14 protein-coding genes are annotated in these 16,230 nt (G+C 70.9%); 10 read left to right on the forward strand and 4 right to left on the reverse strand.

Annotated features, from left to right (window positions below):
* Positions 1 to 38: 38 nt before the first annotated feature.
* The gene (gene pepN, locus MUY14_RS02655) at positions 39 to 2,606 is read right to left on the reverse strand and encodes an aminopeptidase N (protein WP_247025036.1); all 2,568 of its coding nucleotides are present in this window, start codon (positions 2,604 to 2,606) and stop codon (positions 39 to 41) included.
* A 153-nt stretch (positions 2,607 to 2,759) separates the two neighbouring features.
* Here pepN and MUY14_RS02660 point away from each other — a divergent pair, with 153 nt between their 5' ends.
* Positions 2,760 to 3,380, forward strand: a complete 621-nt coding sequence (locus MUY14_RS02660; RefSeq protein ID WP_247020425.1) for a DsbA family protein — start codon at positions 2,760 to 2,762, stop codon at positions 3,378 to 3,380.
* 59 nt (positions 3,381 to 3,439) lie between these two features.
* Here MUY14_RS02660 and MUY14_RS02665 read toward each other — a convergent pair whose 3' ends face one another.
* Positions 3,440 to 4,249, reverse strand: a complete 810-nt coding sequence (locus tag MUY14_RS02665; protein ID WP_247020427.1) for an MBL fold metallo-hydrolase — start codon at positions 4,247 to 4,249, stop codon at positions 3,440 to 3,442.
* The gene (locus MUY14_RS02670) at positions 4,246 to 4,968 is read right to left on the reverse strand and encodes a 2-phosphosulfolactate phosphatase (protein WP_247020429.1); all 723 of its coding nucleotides are present in this window, start codon (positions 4,966 to 4,968) and stop codon (positions 4,246 to 4,248) included. Before MUY14_RS02670 ends, MUY14_RS02665 begins: the two co-directional genes overlap by 4 nt.
* Before the next feature lie 45 nt (positions 4,969 to 5,013).
* On the opposite strand from MUY14_RS02670, the gene MUY14_RS02675 reads away from it, so the two are divergent.
* Together MUY14_RS02675 and MUY14_RS02680 are read left to right on the forward strand one after the other, a co-directional pair.
* The gene (locus MUY14_RS02675; RefSeq protein WP_247020431.1) at positions 5,014 to 5,487 is read left to right on the forward strand and encodes a ribose-5-phosphate isomerase; all 474 of its coding nucleotides are present in this window, start codon (positions 5,014 to 5,016) and stop codon (positions 5,485 to 5,487) included.
* Entirely contained in the window at positions 5,487 to 6,296 is an 810-nt protein-coding gene (locus tag MUY14_RS02680; RefSeq protein ID WP_247020433.1) for an Fpg/Nei family DNA glycosylase, read from the forward strand. Before MUY14_RS02675 ends, MUY14_RS02680 begins: the two co-directional genes overlap by 1 nt.
* A 55-nt stretch (positions 6,297 to 6,351) precedes the next feature.
* On the opposite strand, the gene MUY14_RS02685 is transcribed toward MUY14_RS02680, so the two are convergent.
* Positions 6,352 to 7,161, reverse strand: a complete 810-nt coding sequence (locus tag MUY14_RS02685) for a hypothetical protein (protein ID WP_247020435.1) — start codon at positions 7,159 to 7,161, stop codon at positions 6,352 to 6,354.
* 147 nt (positions 7,162 to 7,308) lie between these two features.
* Here MUY14_RS02685 and MUY14_RS02690 point away from each other — a divergent pair, with 147 nt between their 5' ends.
* From MUY14_RS02690 to MUY14_RS02720, 7 genes are all read left to right on the forward strand, one after another.
* Positions 7,309 to 8,184: a TIGR03619 family F420-dependent LLM class oxidoreductase gene (locus tag MUY14_RS02690; protein WP_247020437.1), complete on the forward strand. Its 876-nt coding sequence runs from the start codon at positions 7,309 to 7,311 to the stop codon at positions 8,182 to 8,184.
* A gap of 5 nt (positions 8,185 to 8,189) precedes the next feature.
* Complete coding sequence (locus MUY14_RS02695; protein ID WP_247020439.1) at positions 8,190 to 8,636, forward strand: nuclear transport factor 2 family protein; 447 nt, start codon at positions 8,190 to 8,192, stop codon at positions 8,634 to 8,636.
* Between the two features lie 180 nt (positions 8,637 to 8,816).
* On the forward strand, positions 8,817 to 9,419 hold the full coding sequence (locus MUY14_RS02700) for a TetR/AcrR family transcriptional regulator (RefSeq protein WP_247020442.1): 603 nt from the start codon (positions 8,817 to 8,819) through the stop codon (positions 9,417 to 9,419).
* Positions 9,420 to 9,431: 12 nt separating this feature from the next.
* Positions 9,432 to 9,920, forward strand: a complete 489-nt coding sequence (locus MUY14_RS02705) for a hypothetical protein (RefSeq protein ID WP_247020444.1) — start codon at positions 9,432 to 9,434, stop codon at positions 9,918 to 9,920.
* Between the two features lie 723 nt (positions 9,921 to 10,643).
* Positions 10,644 to 13,493 (forward strand): LuxR family transcriptional regulator, encoded by a 2,850-nt coding sequence (locus tag MUY14_RS02710; protein ID WP_247020446.1) that lies wholly within the window; start codon positions 10,644 to 10,646, stop codon positions 13,491 to 13,493.
* A 321-nt stretch (positions 13,494 to 13,814) separates the two neighbouring features.
* Positions 13,815 to 14,846 (forward strand): GDP-mannose 4,6-dehydratase, encoded by a 1,032-nt coding sequence (locus MUY14_RS02715; protein WP_086863349.1) that lies wholly within the window; start codon positions 13,815 to 13,817, stop codon positions 14,844 to 14,846.
* A gap of 4 nt (positions 14,847 to 14,850) precedes the next feature.
* Positions 14,851 to 16,203 (forward strand): glycosyltransferase, encoded by a 1,353-nt coding sequence (locus tag MUY14_RS02720; protein ID WP_247020448.1) that lies wholly within the window; start codon positions 14,851 to 14,853, stop codon positions 16,201 to 16,203.
* Positions 16,204 to 16,230: the final 27 nt, after the last annotated feature.

A 16,230-nucleotide genomic window follows, 5' to 3' on the forward strand; every position in this document is an offset into this window, starting at 1 on the left:
TTAGGGCGGTTCTAACCGCCCCAACCACTCACGACGGGTCAGGCCTGCGCGTCGAAGTCCCGGGCCGCCAGTGCGCGGACGATGCCCGCGCGGCCCTCCGACACCAGGCGGCGCAGGGCCTGCGAGTGGTCGCCCGCCAGCCACTCGTCCGAGGCCGTCACCGTCTCCGGGGCCACCGCCCACGACGGGTACAGCCCGATCGCGATCGGCTGCGCGCGCTCGCTGGACCGGCGCTGCCACACCTCGTCGATCACCTCGAAGTAGCGGGGCACGTAGGAGCCCAGCAGCGCCTTCTGGCCCGGGTGCGAGAAACCCGAGATGAGCGAGTCGCTGACTGCGTTCGGCAGCTCGTCGTCGTACACCGCGCGCTGCCACGCGTCCGACTTGGCCTCCTCCGTCGGGCGCAACGCGCGGGCGCGCTCCGCCTGGCGGCGGCCGGTGGCCGTGTTGTCGCGGGCCAGCTCGGCGTCGATCTCCGTCGCGTCGGCCTTGCCGTGCGCGACCAGCGCGTGCAGCAGGCGCCAGCGCAGGTCCGTGTCCACGGTCAGGCCTTCGAGCGGGGCCGACTCGTCGAGCCAGCCGGCCACCACCGCCAGCGTCGCGTCGTCCAGCACCGAGCCCGCCAGCGAGTTCACGAACGCCAGCTGGTGGTCCGAACCCGGCTCCGCGGCGCGGACGAGCTCCAGCAGCCGCCCGGTGAACGCCGGCCAGCCGGTCGAGGCCGCCCAGCCCTGCTCCGCGTAGGAGTTCAGCGCGGTCTGGGCCTGCAGCAGCAGGCGCTGGACGACGCCGACCTCGGTCTCGGTGTGGATGCCGCGCTGGACCAGCGTGACGAAGTCGCGGGCCTTCAGCTCGGCCTCGCGGGTCATCTCCCACGCCGCCGACCAGCACAGCGTGCGCGGCAGCGACTCGGTGATGTCGGCGACGCGGTCGATCAGCGTCGTGAGCGACGTCGGGTCGAGGCGCATCGTGCAGTAGGTCAGGTCGTCGTCGTTGACCAGGACCAGCTTGCCCGCGGGCAGGCCGACCAGGTCCGGCACCTCGGTGCGCTCGCCGTCGACGTCCAGCTCCACGCGGTGCTTCCGGACGATCTTGCCGGACGCGTCCTCGTCGTACACGCCCACGGCGACGCGGTGCGTGCGCAGCTCACCGGCGCCCGGCTTCGCGCCGGACTGCACGACGGCGAACGCCGTGAACCTGCCGTCCGCGCCGATCTCGTAGCGCGGGCTCAGCGAGTTCAGCCCGGTGGTCTCCAGCCACTGCGCGCTCCACCACGACAGGTCGCGCCCGGACGCCTCTTCCAGCGCGCCCAGCAGGTCGGCCAGGGTCGCGTTGCCCCAGGCGTGCTTGCCGAAGTACACCTTGAGGCCGTCGAGGAAGTGGTCGAGCCCGACGTAGGCGACGAGCTGCTTGAGCACGCTCGCGCCCTTGGCGTAGGTGATGCCGTCGAAGTTGACCTCGACCGCGTGCAGGTCGACGATGTCGGCCGCGATCGGGTGCGTCGAGGGCAGCTGGTCCTGCCGGTAGGCCCACGACTTCTCGATGTTCGCGAAGCTGGTCCACGCGTTCTTGTACTCGGTCGCCTCGGCCTGGGCCAGGACGCTCGCGAAGGTCGCGAACGACTCGTTCAGCCACAGGTCGTCCCACCAGCGCATGGTGACCAGGTCGCCGAACCACATGTGGGCCATCTCGTGCAGCAGCGTCTCGGCACGCCGCTCGTAGGCGTAGCGGGTGACGCGGCTGCGGAAGACGTAGTCCTCCAGGAACGTCACCGCGCCGGCGTTCTCCATCGCGCCCGCGTTGAACTCCGGCACGAACAGCTGGTCGTACTTGGAGAACGGGTAGGGCGTGCCGAACTTCTCGTGGTAGAAGCCGAAGCCCTGCTTGGTCTCGGTGAAGAGGCGGTCGGCGTCCATGTGCTCGGCCAGCGACGCGCGGCAGTAGATCCCGAGCGGGATGGTCTTGTGGGCGTCGGTGTACTCGTCGCGCCACTCGGCGTACGGGCCGGCGATCAGCGCGACCAGGTACGTCGAGAGCCGCTCGGACTCCTTGAACACCGTCCGGACGGCGCCTTCCGGCGTCTCCTCGGTGGACTCGGGCATCGTGTTCGAGACGACCTTCCAGTCCCGCGGCGCGATGACCGTGAGCCGGTAGACGGACTTCAGGTCCGGCTGGTCGAAGCAGGCGAACATCCGCTTGGCGTCGGCCGTCTCGAACTGCGTGTACAGGTAGACGCCGTCGTCGACCGGGTCGACGAACCGGTGCAGGCCTTCGCCGGTGTTCATGTACCGGCAGTCGGCGGTCACCGTCAGCTCGTTCGCCTCGGCCAGTCCGGCCAGCGCGATGCCCTTGTCCTCGACGTACGCGCTGACGTCGACGTCCGAGCCGTTCAGGGTGGCCGAGTGCACGCGGTCGGCGACGATGTCGACCCACGTGTTCTCGCCGGCCCGGGCGCTGGAGAACCGGACGGTCGTCGTCGACGCGAAGGTCTTCTCCCCGGGACCGCCGTGGCCGTCGGTCAGATCCAGCTCGATGTCGTACGCGGTGACGTCGAGCAGATCCGCGCGCAGCTTGGCTTGGTCGCGGGTCAGGTTGGGGGCGGGCACAGGCACCTCTGGTCGTTGGTATCGGTTTTCAACTCCCCGCATCCAATCATGGCGACGGGGTGCCCGGCGATAAGGGAACAACCTCGGGTGCGCCGGTGTTGGCCCGTCGTGTGGGGGTCCGCCCACATCGAGACGTAACCCAGGAGTACCCCGATGACCGCTGCCGAGCAGCCCACGAAGGTCGATTTCTACTTCGACCCGATCTGCCCGTTCGCGTGGATCACCTCCCGCTGGATCCTGGAGGTGGAGAAGCACCGCAACCTGGACCTGCGCTTCCGGATCATGAGCCTGTCGGTGCTCAACGAGGGCCGGGACGAGCTGCCCGAGCAGTACAAGGAACTGCTGTCGAAGGGCTGGGGCCCGGTGCGCGTCGCCGTCGCGCTCTCGCAGCTCAAGGGCGAAGAGATGCTGCGCGAGTACTACACCGAGTTCGGCACGCGCTACCACAACCAGGGCAACAAGGACCGCGACCAGGTCATCAAGGAGGCGCTGGCCGCGATCGGCGCGCCCGCCGAGCTCTTCGACGCCGCGGACTCCACGGAGTACGACGAGGCGCTGAAGAAGAGCCACCACGAGGGCATGGACCCGGTCGGCCAGGACGTCGGCACCCCGACGATCCACATCGACGGCGTGGCGTTCTTCGGTCCGGTCCTGAGCTCGATCCCGCGTGGCGAAGCCGCGCTGAAGGTGTTCGACGGCGCGGTCGCGCTGGCGAGCTACCCGGACTTCTTCGAGCTCAAGCGCACCCGCACCGGCGACCTGAACTTCGACTGAGCCGCACTTTCACGTGAAAGTGCGGCCCCCAGGCGCGCACTTTCACGTGAAAGTGCGCGTCAGGGGGTGGCGAGGGCGGCCAGGGTGACGTCGCCGGGGTAGCGCGAGGCTGCCACGGCGGCGGCCTCGGTCGTTTCGCCGCGGCCCATCGCCGCCTTCAGCGCGAGCAGCTCGTGCAGGCCGTGGCGGTGGTAGCGGACGAAGTCGGCGTCGACCGGGTCGCCGTGGCCGGCCACGATCACCCGCGGCTCCAGGCCGAGGATCGCGTCCAGGGTGTCCGGCCAGGCGGTCAGGTCCGACTCCGCGCTGAAGGAAAACGCGCTGAAGCCGTGTTCGGCGTTCTCCACGATGTCGCCCGCGAAGACGACGTCGGCGTCCGGGACGTGCACGACCGCGTCGTGGTCGGTGTGGGCGCGGCCGGGGTGCAGCAGCACGGCGGTGCGGCCACCGAGGTCGAGCACGGCCCGGTCGGTGAACAGGTGGTCGGGCACCACGAACGTCGTGCGCGCGATGGCGTCGGCGATCTCGGCCTTGCCCGCTTCGCGGTAGTAGTCGATCCACTTCGCGCGGGCGTTTTCGGCGTATTCGGCCAGCTCGGCGCGGCAGCCTTCGTGCGCCCAGACGGTGCAGGGCGTGAACGCCTCGGTGCCCCAGGTGTGGTCGAAGTGCGCGTGCGTGAACGCCACCGACCAGGGCAGCGGCGTGATCTCCCGCACCGCCGCGGCCAGTTCGGCGCCCTGCTCGAGGTCGCCGCGCGTGTCGACGACCAGGCAGCGCTCGGCGCCCACCACCAGCCCGACGGTCAGGTCCAGTTCCTCGTAGCGGCGCGCGTGCACGCCGTCGGCGACGTCGATCCAGCGGCCGGTCATGCCAGTACTCCTTCGTTCAGGACAGGGGCAGCCTGGCTCACGTCGAGCTGCGTGGCCAGTGCGACGTCCCCGCCGTGACCCGATTCGGTCAGTTCGCGCCCCGACACGCAACCCGCGACGGCTTCGACGTCGACGCCGCGCGCGGCGAGGGCGGCTTCGGGGGACAGTGAAGCGCCCAGCCGGGCCAGCGCGGCGGCGATCGCGCCCGCGCCCACCTGGTCTTCGACGCACGGCCGCAGCGGCCCGAAGGTCTCGCCGGCCCCGAAGATGTTCACGCCCCAACGTTCCCCGGCGGCGATGAGCCCAACCGGCCCGCCGAGCTCGAGTGACTTCGCGGCGACGGCGGAGGCGTTGCGCAGGCACCCCGCGAGGACCGCGGCCCCGGTCTCGGCGGCGGCTTCGCACAGGGTCGCGCCGTTGGGCGAGGGGAGCGCGAGCAGCGTCCCCGGCGGGATCTCCGTCACAGAAGAGGGCCGCAGGGTGAATCCGGCCTCACCCGCGATGACCGCGCCCGCCGCCTTCGCCCGTGCGACGCCGCGTTCGTCACGCCACCGCACCGGCAGCACGCGGCCGCCGCGCCCGACCACGAGATCCGTGGTGGTGCCGAAGGAAAGCACGTCGACGACCACCAGGACCGCGCATTCGCGGCCGAGCGCGGCGACGCCTTCGCCGCCCCAGTCGAGCCGCACGTCGTGCCCCGATTGCTCCCAGCTGCCCACCCCCGGAGCATGCCCGAAACCGGGCGTGGTGGCAGACTCCCAGCCGTGCGTGTCTACTTGGGATCCGACCATGCCGGTTTCGAGCTGAAGAACCACCTGGTGGCTCACCTGGAGAAGCAGGGCCACGAGGTGACCGACATCGGTCCGCACGTCTACGACGCGGCCGACGACTACCCGGCGTTCTGCGTCGAGACGGCGTTGCGCGTCGTGGCCGACGAGGGCAGCCGCGGCATCGTCGTCGGCGGCTCCGGCAACGGCGAGCAGATCGCCGCGAACAAGGTGCCCGGCGCGCGGGCCGGCCTCGCGTGGAGCGTCGAGACCGCGAAGCTGTGCCGCGAGCACAACCACGCCCAGCTGATCGGCGTCGGCGCCCGGATGCACACCGCCGACGAGGCCACCGAGATCGTCGAGGCGTTCCTCGCGACCGAGGTCTCGCCGGAAGAGCGGCACGCCCGCCGCGTGCAGCAGCTGCTCGACTACGAGCGCACCGGGACCCCGCCGGCGTTGCCGGAGGCCTGATGCCCGAGGGGCACACGCTCCACCGGCTCGCTCGGCTGCACAAGCGCCGGTACGCCGGCGCCCCCGTCGAGGTGAGCAGCCCGCAGGGCCGGTTCGCCGCCGAAGCGTCCCGTTTGGACGGTCAAGTGTTCGTCGGCGCGCAGGCGCACGGCAAGCACCTGTTCCACGACTACGGGCCGCACGGGATCGTGCACATCCACCTCGGTTTGTACGGCACGTTCGGCGAGGCCGCGCTGCCCGCGCCGGACCCGGTCGGCCAGGTCCGGCTGCGGCTGGCCGGCCGGACACATTGGACGGACCTGCGCGGGCCCACCCGCTGCGAACTGCTTTCCCCGGACCAGGCCGACGCGATCAAGGCCCGGCTGGGCCCCGACCCGCTGCGCCGCGACGCGAAACCCGAGCGGGCGTGGGAGCGCGTCTCGCGGTCGAAGACGTCGATCGCGGCGCTGCTGATGGACCAGGCGGTGCTCGCGGGGGTCGGGAACGTCTACCGCGCCGAAGTGCTGTTCCGCCACGGCGTCGCGCCGCTGACCCCGGGCCGCGCGCTCGATCGCGCGCTGTGGGACGACATGTGGGCCGACCTGGTGGCGTTGATGCGCGACGGCGTCCGCGTCGGCCGGATCGACACGGTCCGCCCGGAGCACCTGCCGGAGGCGATGGGCCGCGCCGCGCGGGTCGACCGCCACGGCGGCGAGGTCTACGTCTACCGCCGGGCGGGCGAGCCGTGCCTGGTGTGCGGGACACCGGTGGCGAGCTCGGAGCTGGTGGGCCGCAACCTCTACTGGTGCCCCACCTGCCAGCCCGCCTGACCCGGTCGTGAGCGGGAAGCAGGGTGAGAACCCTGTTTCCCCCTCACGAGGGGCGTCAGAAGTCGAAGCCGCCGCCGTCGAAGCCACCACCGTCGAACCCGCCGCCGTCGAAGCCGCCGCCCCAATCGCCGCCGCTGTCGCCGCCGCCGAAGTCGCCTCCGCCGTCGCCGCCCATGTCGCCGCCGCCCGCGTCGCCGGACTCGAGCGCGTCCTGCTGGCCCGCGTCGTAGCCCGACTCCCACGCCGAGGCGCTGGCGATGCCGCCCATGCCGGAGAACATCGCGCTGAACAGGAACATCGACCCGAGGCCCCAGGCACCGGCGACGAGCGCGGGCTTCCACCACGGCTCGCTGTACCAGCCCTGCGGGACCGGCCGCCCGGCGACGCGGCCGCCGGGGTAGTAGTACGGCGTGTCCTGGCCGGCGTCGGGCGAGGCCGCGTAGTGCTGGCCCTCGACGTCGACGTCACGGCGCTCGGTGACCTTGCCGGCGCGCTCGCGCTCGGCCTCCTCCGGCAGCTGCGGGCCGGGGTCCATGCCCATGGCGACGCGCGCGGCGCGGACGTAGTAGAGGCCTTCGACGGCGGTGTCCTTGACCAGCCGGGCCTGCTCGATGGTGCGGGCCTGCTCCAGCTGCGAGCCGGCCGCGTTGTAGCGCTCGCTCGCGTCGGCCATCGCCTGCATCGACGCGGTGTCGTTGCCGTTGAGGTTGAGTACCTGACCGCCGAGCCGCTCGACCAGGCGCCGGGCGTCGGCCTTGGCGTCGTCGAGCTCCCGCTGCCGGGCCGCGGCGCGCTGCCGCGAGAAATAGAGGCCGCCACCGACGATCACGACGACGAGCACGATCAGGAAGATCGCGGTGCCCATGGACCACTCCCAGAAGTTCGGGGCTCGGTGACCGGTAGTCACCTTTGATTCGGACAACGCGGACGCTACGCGGAGGGTTCCCGCACCGTGATCCGGCACACCTCGAGACCTGGCCGAGCAAACTAGAACACGTTATAGTTCGACACCATGAAGTTCACCCTGTCGATCGCGATGAACCCCCTCGATCAGCTGGGCGAGCTCGCCCGGGCCGCGGAAGAGGCCGGCTTCGCCTCCATCGCCCTGCCGGACTCGCTCTTCTACGCCGAAACGGTGGACACGGACTACCCGTACACCCCCGACGGCAGCCGGTTCTGGACCGGGGAAACCCCGTGGGTCGACCCGCTCGTCGCCACCGCGTCGATGGGGGCGGTCACCAGCCGGATCCACTTCTACACGTCGGTGCTCAAGCTCGGCTCGCGCAACCCGGTGCTGCTGGCGCGCCAGGTGGGTTCGGCGAGCGTGCTCACCGGCGGCCGCTTCGGGCTCGGGCTCGGCGTCGGCTGGCTGCCGCAGGAGTTCGAGTACTGCGGCGTCCCGTTCGAAAAGCGCGGCAAGCGCGTCGACGAGGCCATCGACGTGCTGCGCCTGCTCCTCGACGGCGGCATGGCCGAGTACCACGGCGACTTCTACGACTTCGACAAGATCCAGATGAGCCCGGCGCCGCCGTCGCGGGTGCCGTTCTACATCGGCGGCCACACCGAGGTGGCGCTGAAGCGCGCCGCGCGGGTCGCCGACGGCTGGTCGTCGGCGATGATGAAGCTCGAGGAGCTGCGCGAGACCATCGCCCGGCTCAAGGAGCTGCTGGCCGAGCGCGGCCGCGCCGACGACCCGTTCGAGTACCAGGCGGTCTGCATCGACCGCTTCGGCCTCGACGGCTACCGCGAGCAGGCCGAAGCCGGTGTCACCGACGTCATCACGATGCCGTGGGTGTTCGACGGCGTCGGGTTCGACGCGCCGGTCGAGCCGAAGCTGGAAGCGATCCACAAGTTCGGGGCCGAGATCATCGCGAAGTTCGAGGAGTGACTGCCGTGGGTGTGCAGGTCAGCTGGGACACAGCGGCGGAGCAGCCGCCCGCGCGGCGCGCGGCGGTCGCGTCGATGACCGCGGTGACGGCGGGGGACAAGGAGGCGTGGCTGGACCTGTTCGCCGCCGACGCCGTGGTGGAGGACCCGGTCGGCCCCTCGTTCTTCGACGAGGAGGGCAAGGGCCACCACGGCCGCGACGGCATCAGCGCGTTCTGGGACAAGACGATCGCCACCGTGGAGCGCTTCGAGTTCACGATCCGCGACTCCCACGCGGCGGGCGACGAGGTGGCCAACGTCGGCACGATCACGACGTACCTGCCGGGCGGCTACCGCGTGGACACCGACGGGGTGTTCGTCTACCGGGTGGGCGAAGACGGGCTGATCCGGTCGATGCGGGCGTTCTGGGAGACCGAGCGCGCGATGGCGACCGCCCGCAAGGTGACCGAGTAGCGCCCGGCCGAGCCGCTACCCCTCGCCGGCCGGCGGATCAGGCCCACCGAAGGCCGCTCCGGAGTTCTCCGGGGCGGCCTTTCCCATGCCCCGGGAAAAGATCGATACGTACCGCAACCGATCGATTGCGGAAAGACGGCATTCTGGCGATTGTTTGCTCGACCATGCTACCTTTTGCTCATGCAAGCAAAAACGTTCACCGAGAACGCCCGGCGGGCGCAGATCGTCCGCGCGGCGATCGAAACCATCGGTGAACTCGGGTACGCGAAGGCTTCGTTCGGGCAGATCGCGAAGCGTGCCGGGCTGAGCAGCACCGGCATGATCTCCTACCACTTCGACGGCAAAGCGGACCTGATCGCCGAAGTCGTGCGGGACGTGCTGACCACGAGCCTCGCGTACATGCGGGACCGGATCGACGCGGTGGACGGGCCGGCGGCGGAGCTGCGGGTCTACATCGAGTCGAACCTGGCGTTCATCGCCGAGCACCCCGTCGAACTCACCGCGCTGCTCGAAAGCCTGCGGCACGGCGGGGCTCCCGGCGGCGAGGCCGACGGTGGCACCGGGGAGTGGTACCACGGCGCCATCGACGTCCTGGAGACCTGCTTGCGCGAGGGTCAGCGGACCGGCGACTTCGGCCGGTTCGACCCGCGCGTCATGGCGATCACCATCCGCCAGGCCATAGACGGCTTCCACACCGAATCGATCCGCCGTCCGGGGATCGACGTCGCCGCCTACGCGGCCGAACTAGTCCGCATCGTCGAACGTGCCACCGCGCACGACTGAACTGGGGAAACCATGGCCACCTCGTCCTCGACCGGCCGCGCGCTGCGGCCGGTCATCTTCCTGCTCTACCTGAACCTGCTGCTCAGCATCGCGTTCGCGGTGCTGACGTTCCTGAACAAGGACGGCATCCTCGACTACCAGGTGCTGCACTGGGAATCGACCGGCCAGGCCAACCCGGCCGACCACGCGGAAACGCGCACGTCGCTCGAAAGCGTCCTGTGGATCCGCCCGGTGTCGGTGCTGGTCATCGCCATCGTCTACGTCCGGCTGGCCGCGCGGCTCAAGCTCGGCCGCCGGCGCACCTACGTCCGCGTGATGCTGGTGACCGTCCTCGGGCTGGCGGGTCTCGTGTACCTCGTCGTCTCGGCCGAATTCCCGAACTGGATGCGGGCCGGCCAGGTCGTGCAGGCAGTGGTGCTGCTGGTGTTGTTCCTGCTGCTCTGCAGCAAGGGAGTCCGCGGGTACTTCTCGAAGGAGGGCCGCGTTCCCGCGAAGGTCTGACGGACGGGCGCCGCGTCCCGATCCGTGGACGCGGCGCCCGCTAAAAAATGTTCACAATCTGTTTCCTTCCGGCCTTTCGGTTACGCCCGAAAAAAAGGCCTGCCCGCCGCTCACTCGAATGCCGGAACCCCCGGGCCGGGGCTTCGACTGGGAGTGGAACAAGTGGTGTGGCTCATAGCGCCCACCGACTTTCGGCCCCTTGCCCGTCGACCGGCGTTTCCCCACGGTAAACGCTGGTCGGGACGGGTATGCGGAATGTCCTGCCGAACAGGACCAAACGGACATCGTGGTCCGGGTGAAGCCCCTTCGCGGCTCGTTGCGGCACGTAGGGGCAGGTGGTAGCTTCTGGTTCGTTATCTCCTCGCGGGAGACCGGGTGATCGGGGCAGTAATCACCCAACCGGGAAACTGCGGGGATCTGGGGTCTGGGGAAAGGTTCGTCTGATGAACGGGTACCGCTGTCCTTCGTGAGGGACGCTGAATAGACACTGACGCCGGCTCATGCGCGAGCCGGTCGAGTTCGCAATCGCCGGTCGACGCCGTTGGGGAGCGGTGGGCCGTGTGATTGCTGTGAAGCAATGCGTGCGGAGGCATTCGCCTGCCCGCACACGTGCCTGTGCTGGTGATTCGCGGAAAAAACCGGAGCCGGCGGCCTGGGGGTCGTCGTGCCGGCCGTGGATCGAAGGAATCCAACACACAGAGAATTTCTGGGGGAAGTTCCGTCATGCTCATCGAACGTGACTTCGAAACGGCGACGCTGAGTCAGATGCTCGCCGACTGCCATTCCGGGGCCGGCGGTGTCGGCCTCGTCCTCGGACCGGTCGCCAGCGGGAAAACGGCCCTGCTGGAAGAGTTCGGCAGACAGGCCGCCGGTACCGGCGCGGTCGTGCTGTCCGCCTCCGGCGCCCGGTCGGAAACCGCCGTGGGGCTGGGTGTCGTTTCCCAGCTGGTGCACACCCCGGGTGTCCGCGCGGACATCGTCGACCAGGTTTCGGCGTACGTGGAGGACGCCGAAGCCGACGCGACGCTGCTCGACAGCCGGTTTCTGCACCGCCTGTCCAGCGCGGTGATCAGCTGGTCGGCCGAGACCCCGCTGGTGATCTGCGTCGACGACGCCCACTACGCCGATCCCGCGTCGCTGCAGTTCCTGCAGCACATGGCGCGGCGCATCCGGCCCGCCCGGGTGCTCGTGCTGCTCGCCGAACGCGCGGACCCCGGCGAACGGCGCCCGGTCCGCCACGTCGACCTGATGCGGCGCCCGCACTGCCGCCAGCTGCGGCTGGCCCCGCTGTCCCGCAACGGCGTCGGCGTCCTGCTGGCGGGCAAGCTGGACGAGGGCAAGGCGCACGCGCTGGCCGCGGAGTGCTTCGCGATCAGCGGCGGCAACCCGCTGCTGGCCACCGCGCTGGTGCAGGACACCAGGGCGGCGGGCGCGGGCGGGGTCGTCGCCGGGCCCGCCTACCGGCATGCGGTGCTCAGCTGCCTGCACTCCAGCGAGCCGCGGGCGCTCGAACTCGCCCGGGCGCTCGCCGTCCTCGGCGACGGCGAGCAGTCGCCGATCGCGCTGGCGGGCGGCATGGTCTCCTTCGCGCCGGCCACCGCCGAGCCGGTGCGCCGGGCGCTGGAGTCGGCCGGCGTCCTCGACGGGCACCGGTTCCGCCACGCCGAGGGCCGCGTGGCGGTGCTCGACGAGCTCGACCCCGCCGTCCGGTCCGCCCTCCACGGCCAGGCCGCGCGCCTGCTGTTCGACCAGGGCGCCCGGCCGACCGCGATCGCCGCCCACGTCGTGGCGGGGAACCTGGACGAGCCGTGGACCGAGCACCTGCTGTCCGAGGCGTCGGAGGCGGCGCTGCTCGAGGACGACGTCGAACTGGCCCGCGCCTGCATCGCGCTGGCCAGCCGCTGCTGCACCGACGACCGCGACCGCGCGATCGCCAAGGCGTCGCTGGCCGACATCGAGTGGCGGACGACCCCGGCGAAGGCGATGCGGCGGCTGCCGGAGCTGGTGCACGCGACCCGCGCCGGGCACCTGCCGGGCATCCGGGTCGTCGGCATCTTCGAGTTCCTGCTGTGGTTCGGCCGGGTCGACGAGGCCGTGGAGATCGCGAACGCCTTCGGCGACCTCGTCGACTCCACCGACCGCCGCACCCGCGGCGAGCTGCTCACGCTCGACTCGTGGCTGGCCAGCTCGGTGCCGGGGATGCGGCACCTCGTCGAGCCGATGCTCGCGACCTGCACCGGGGACGCGGCCGCGCCGCGGCTCGGGCTGGTGGTGAACTCGCAGCAGAAGGCGGTCGACGCGCTCACCAGCGCCGTCCGCGAAGGCCCGACCGAGGCGGCCGTGCTCGACGCCGAGCAGGTGCTGGAAGGCACCCGGATGACCGACACCAGCCTGCGGCACCTGGTGTTCGCCGCCACGGTGCTGATCTACGCCGAGCGCCTCGACAAGGCCGCGACCTGGGCCGAGCACCTGATGGCGCAGGCCGCCGGGCGCCCGGCCCCGACGTGGCAGGCGTCGCTGGCGGAACTGCGTGCGGAGGTCGCCCTCCGCCAGGGCGACCTGCCGCTCGCGGCCCGCAACGCGAAGATCGCGCTGACGAAGATGACGCCGGAGGCCTGGGGCATCGGGGTCGGCGCCCCGCTGGCCACGCTGCTGGCGGCGCTGACCGAGATGGGCCGGTTCGACGAGGCGGCGGAGCTGCTCAACCAGCCGGTGCCCGACGCGCTCGGCGAGACCCGGTTCGGCCTGCACTACCTGCACGCGCGGGGGCACTACTACCTCGCGACGGGCCGGCTGCCGACCGCGCTGAACGACTTCCTCGCCTGCGGGGAGCAGATGGCGCGCTGGGACCTGGACCAGCCGTCGCTGGTGCCGTGGCGTTCCAGCGCCGCGGAGGTCTACCTGAAGCTGGGTGACCGCGAGAAGGCCCGGGAACTCGCCGAGGAGCAGGCGGCGAAGCTCGGCCCGGACTGCGGGGACCGGACGCGGGGCATCACGCTGCGGACACTCGCGCTCGTGGCCGACCCGGCCCGGCGGCCGAAGCTGATGCAGGAAGCGGCCGACGCGCTCGAGAAGTCCGGTGCCAAGCTGGAACTGGCCCGGACGCTGGCCGAGCTGAGCCGGGCCGGCGGCGACCCCGCCATCGCGCGCACGGCGAGCCGGGACGCGCGGGCGCTGGCCAAGGAGTGCGGGGCGGAGCTGCTGCGGCGGTCCTTCCTCGAGGGCGGCTCCGACGACGTCGTGGTCTCCCTCCGCGGTGCGGTGGCGCCGACCGACGTCAAGCTGCTCACCGACGCCGAACAGCGGGTCGGCTGGCTGGCCGCGCGGGGCCACACCAACCGGGAGATCGCGAGCCGGCTCTACATCACCGTCAGCACCGTGGAGCAGCACCTGACGCGCGTCTACCGCAAGCTGAGCGTCACCCGGCGCCGCGACCTGGCGTCGGAACCGCAGCTGCGGGTGCCGGAGCAGCAGGAGCGGGTGCCGGGTGCGGCCCGTCAGCCCGTCGCGGTCAACCACCAGGCGGTGCCCCCGGTGCGCCGTCCGCTGCGGCCGGTACCGCCCGTGCGCTGACACCTCGGCGGTGCGAAGGAGCCGGGACCCGCCTCGCGCGGGTCCCGGCTCCTTCGCGTGTTCCTGGCCCACCCCTAGGTTTTCCGCCCCGCCCCTAGGCCACTTCGGACGGGGTAGGGGCGGCCCATTGACTTGGTGCCGATCTCCTTGACTTCGCGGCGGCCTGGCGCGAGCGTGGACGTCGTTGCCGACCACCGGACGCGGATTCGGCGGTACAGCGCGATTTTCGCGGCGGCAGGGTTCACCGAAGCTGCTCGCAAGGCGGCCGGACGACGCCACGGCGGGAGCTGCACTCGTTACGTGGCAAGGGAAGGCACATTCATGGCGAAGCGTGCGTTGATCACGGGTATCACCGGGCAGGACGGGTCGTACCTGGCCGAACACCTCCTGGCCGAGGGCTACCAGGTCTGGGGCCTGGTCCGCGGCCAGGCGAACCCGCGCAAGTCGCGGATCAGCAGGCTGGTCTCCGATCTCCACTTCGTGGAGGGCGACCTGATGGACCAGGTCAGCCTCGTGGCCGCGGTGGACCTGGTGCAGCCGGACGAGGTCTACAACCTCGCGGCCATCTCGTTCGTGCCGATGTCCTGGCAGCAGCCGGAACTCACCACCGAGGTGAACGGCATGGGCGTGCTGCGGGTGCTCGAAGCGGTCCGGATGGTGTGCGGGCTGGACAAGTCGCGGCCCACCGGCGGCGGCGGGATCCGGTTCTACCAGGCGTCGTCGTCGGAGATGTACGGCAAGGTCGCCGAGACCCCGCAGAACGAGCAGACCATCTTCCACCCGCGCAGCCCCTACGGCGTCGCGAAGACCTACGGGCACTTCATCACCAAGAACTACCGCGAATCCTTCGGCATGTTCGGGGTTTCCGGGATCCTGTTCAACCACGAGTCGCCGCGCCGCGGGGCCGAGTTCGTCACCCGCAAGATCACCATGGCGGTGGCGGAGATCAAGCTGGGCCTGCGCGACAAGCTCTACCTCGGCAACCTGGACGCGGTGCGCGACTGGGGCTTCGCCGGCGACTACGTCCGCGCGATGCACCTGATGCTGCAGCAGGACACGGCGACCGACTACGTCGTCGGCACCGGCGAGATGCACTCGGTCCGCGACGCCGTCCAGATCGCCTTCGACGCGGTCGGCCTGAACTGGCACGACTACGTCGTCATCGACCCGGCCCTGGTGCGGCCCGCGGAGGTCGAAACCCTCTGCGCCAACCCGGACAAGGCACGCGTCGAGCTCGGCTGGAAGCAGTCGGTCGACTTCGAAGAGCTGATGCGCATGATGGTCGAGGCCGACCTGCGCAAGGCGTCGAACGAGCACAAGTACAGCGAACTGATGCTCGCCGGGAGCTGGTGAAACGATGGCTCCCGTCCTGTTCGCGTCGATCGCCGACGCCGGCATGATCAACCCGCTGCTCGTCATCGCGGGCGAGCTCGCCCGCCGCGGCGTGCCGGACCTGTACTTCGCGTCCACTGAGGACCGTCGCGCCGCCGTCGAGGCGATCTCCGCCGACAACCCGGTGAAGTTCGTGTCGTTCGGGGAGCGTCTCGAGCGCCCGCCGGGCGAGTGGGACCCGGACCTCTACGCCGCCGCGACGCAGCCCGCGAAGCCCGGCAGCCTGACGGCGCGGCCGCAGAACGTGATCGCCTACCTCAGCGGTGTCACGGACGCGAGCATCATGGTGACGATGTACGAGCGCGCGCTGGCCGTCGTCGACGAGGTCAAGCCGGGGCTGATGGTCATCGACTCCTCCAGCGTCTACCCGACCGACGCGGCGATCGCGCGGGACATCCCGTACGTCTACAGCGTGCCGATCTCGGTCAGCGAGGTCTTCGCCGACCGCCTCCCGCTGAGCTACCCGAGCCCGAACACCGGGCTGCCGCGCGACCTCTCCGGGCGCCAGAAGCTCGCGAACCTCGGCTTCCGGCTGCGGCTGCTGCTCGGCATGCTGACGAAGGTGCCGGCGGTCCAGTTCACCAAGGCCCGCAAGGAAGCCGGCATCCTGAACGCGACCGCGGGCCAGTCCACCTACGCCGACCGCGCGCAGGCGATCCTGGCCTACTCGGTGTTCGGCATGGAGTACCCGTTCGAGGCGGCGCCGTCGCACCTGAAGATGGTCGGCCCGGTCGTCCCGCCGCTGCCCGAGGCGGTGGAGCCGGACCCGGCGCTGTCGGCCTGGCTCGACGAGCACGAGTCGGTCGTCTACCTGGCGTTCGGCACCCACATGCGGCTGACCGCGCCCCAGGTGACGGCGATCGCCGAAGGGGCGCGCAAGCTCGGGCCGGAGCACCACGTGCTGTGGAAGCTGCCCAAGGCCCAGCGCGCGCTGCTGCCGGCGGACCTGCCGTCGAACGTGCGGCTGGAGAACTGGGTGCCGTCGCAGTTCGACGTCCTGGCCCACCCGCACGTGCGCGTGTACTACAACCACGGCGGCGGCAACAGCGCGTACGAAGGCGTCTACTTCGGCAAGCCGGGTCTCGTGCAGCCGTTCTGGATGGACTGCCACGACCACGCGGCCCGCGTCCTCGACAGCGGCTGCGGCCTGGTCCTTTCGCACGAGGAGACGGTGTCCGCGGACGCGATCGTCGCGAAGCTGCGGAGGTTGCTGGAGGAGAAGGAGTTCACGGCGACCGCCGAGGACTGGGCGGACCGCTTCCGGTCGGCGGGCGGCGCGTCGGCCGCGGCCGACGCCGTGCAGGCCGCGGTCCGGTGATCGATTCCGTGGTCGGGGAAGGGAAGG

It is taken from the genome of Amycolatopsis sp. FBCC-B4732 (assembly GCF_023008405.1).
Lineage (GTDB): Bacteria > Actinomycetota > Actinomycetes > Mycobacteriales > Pseudonocardiaceae > Amycolatopsis > Amycolatopsis pretoriensis_A.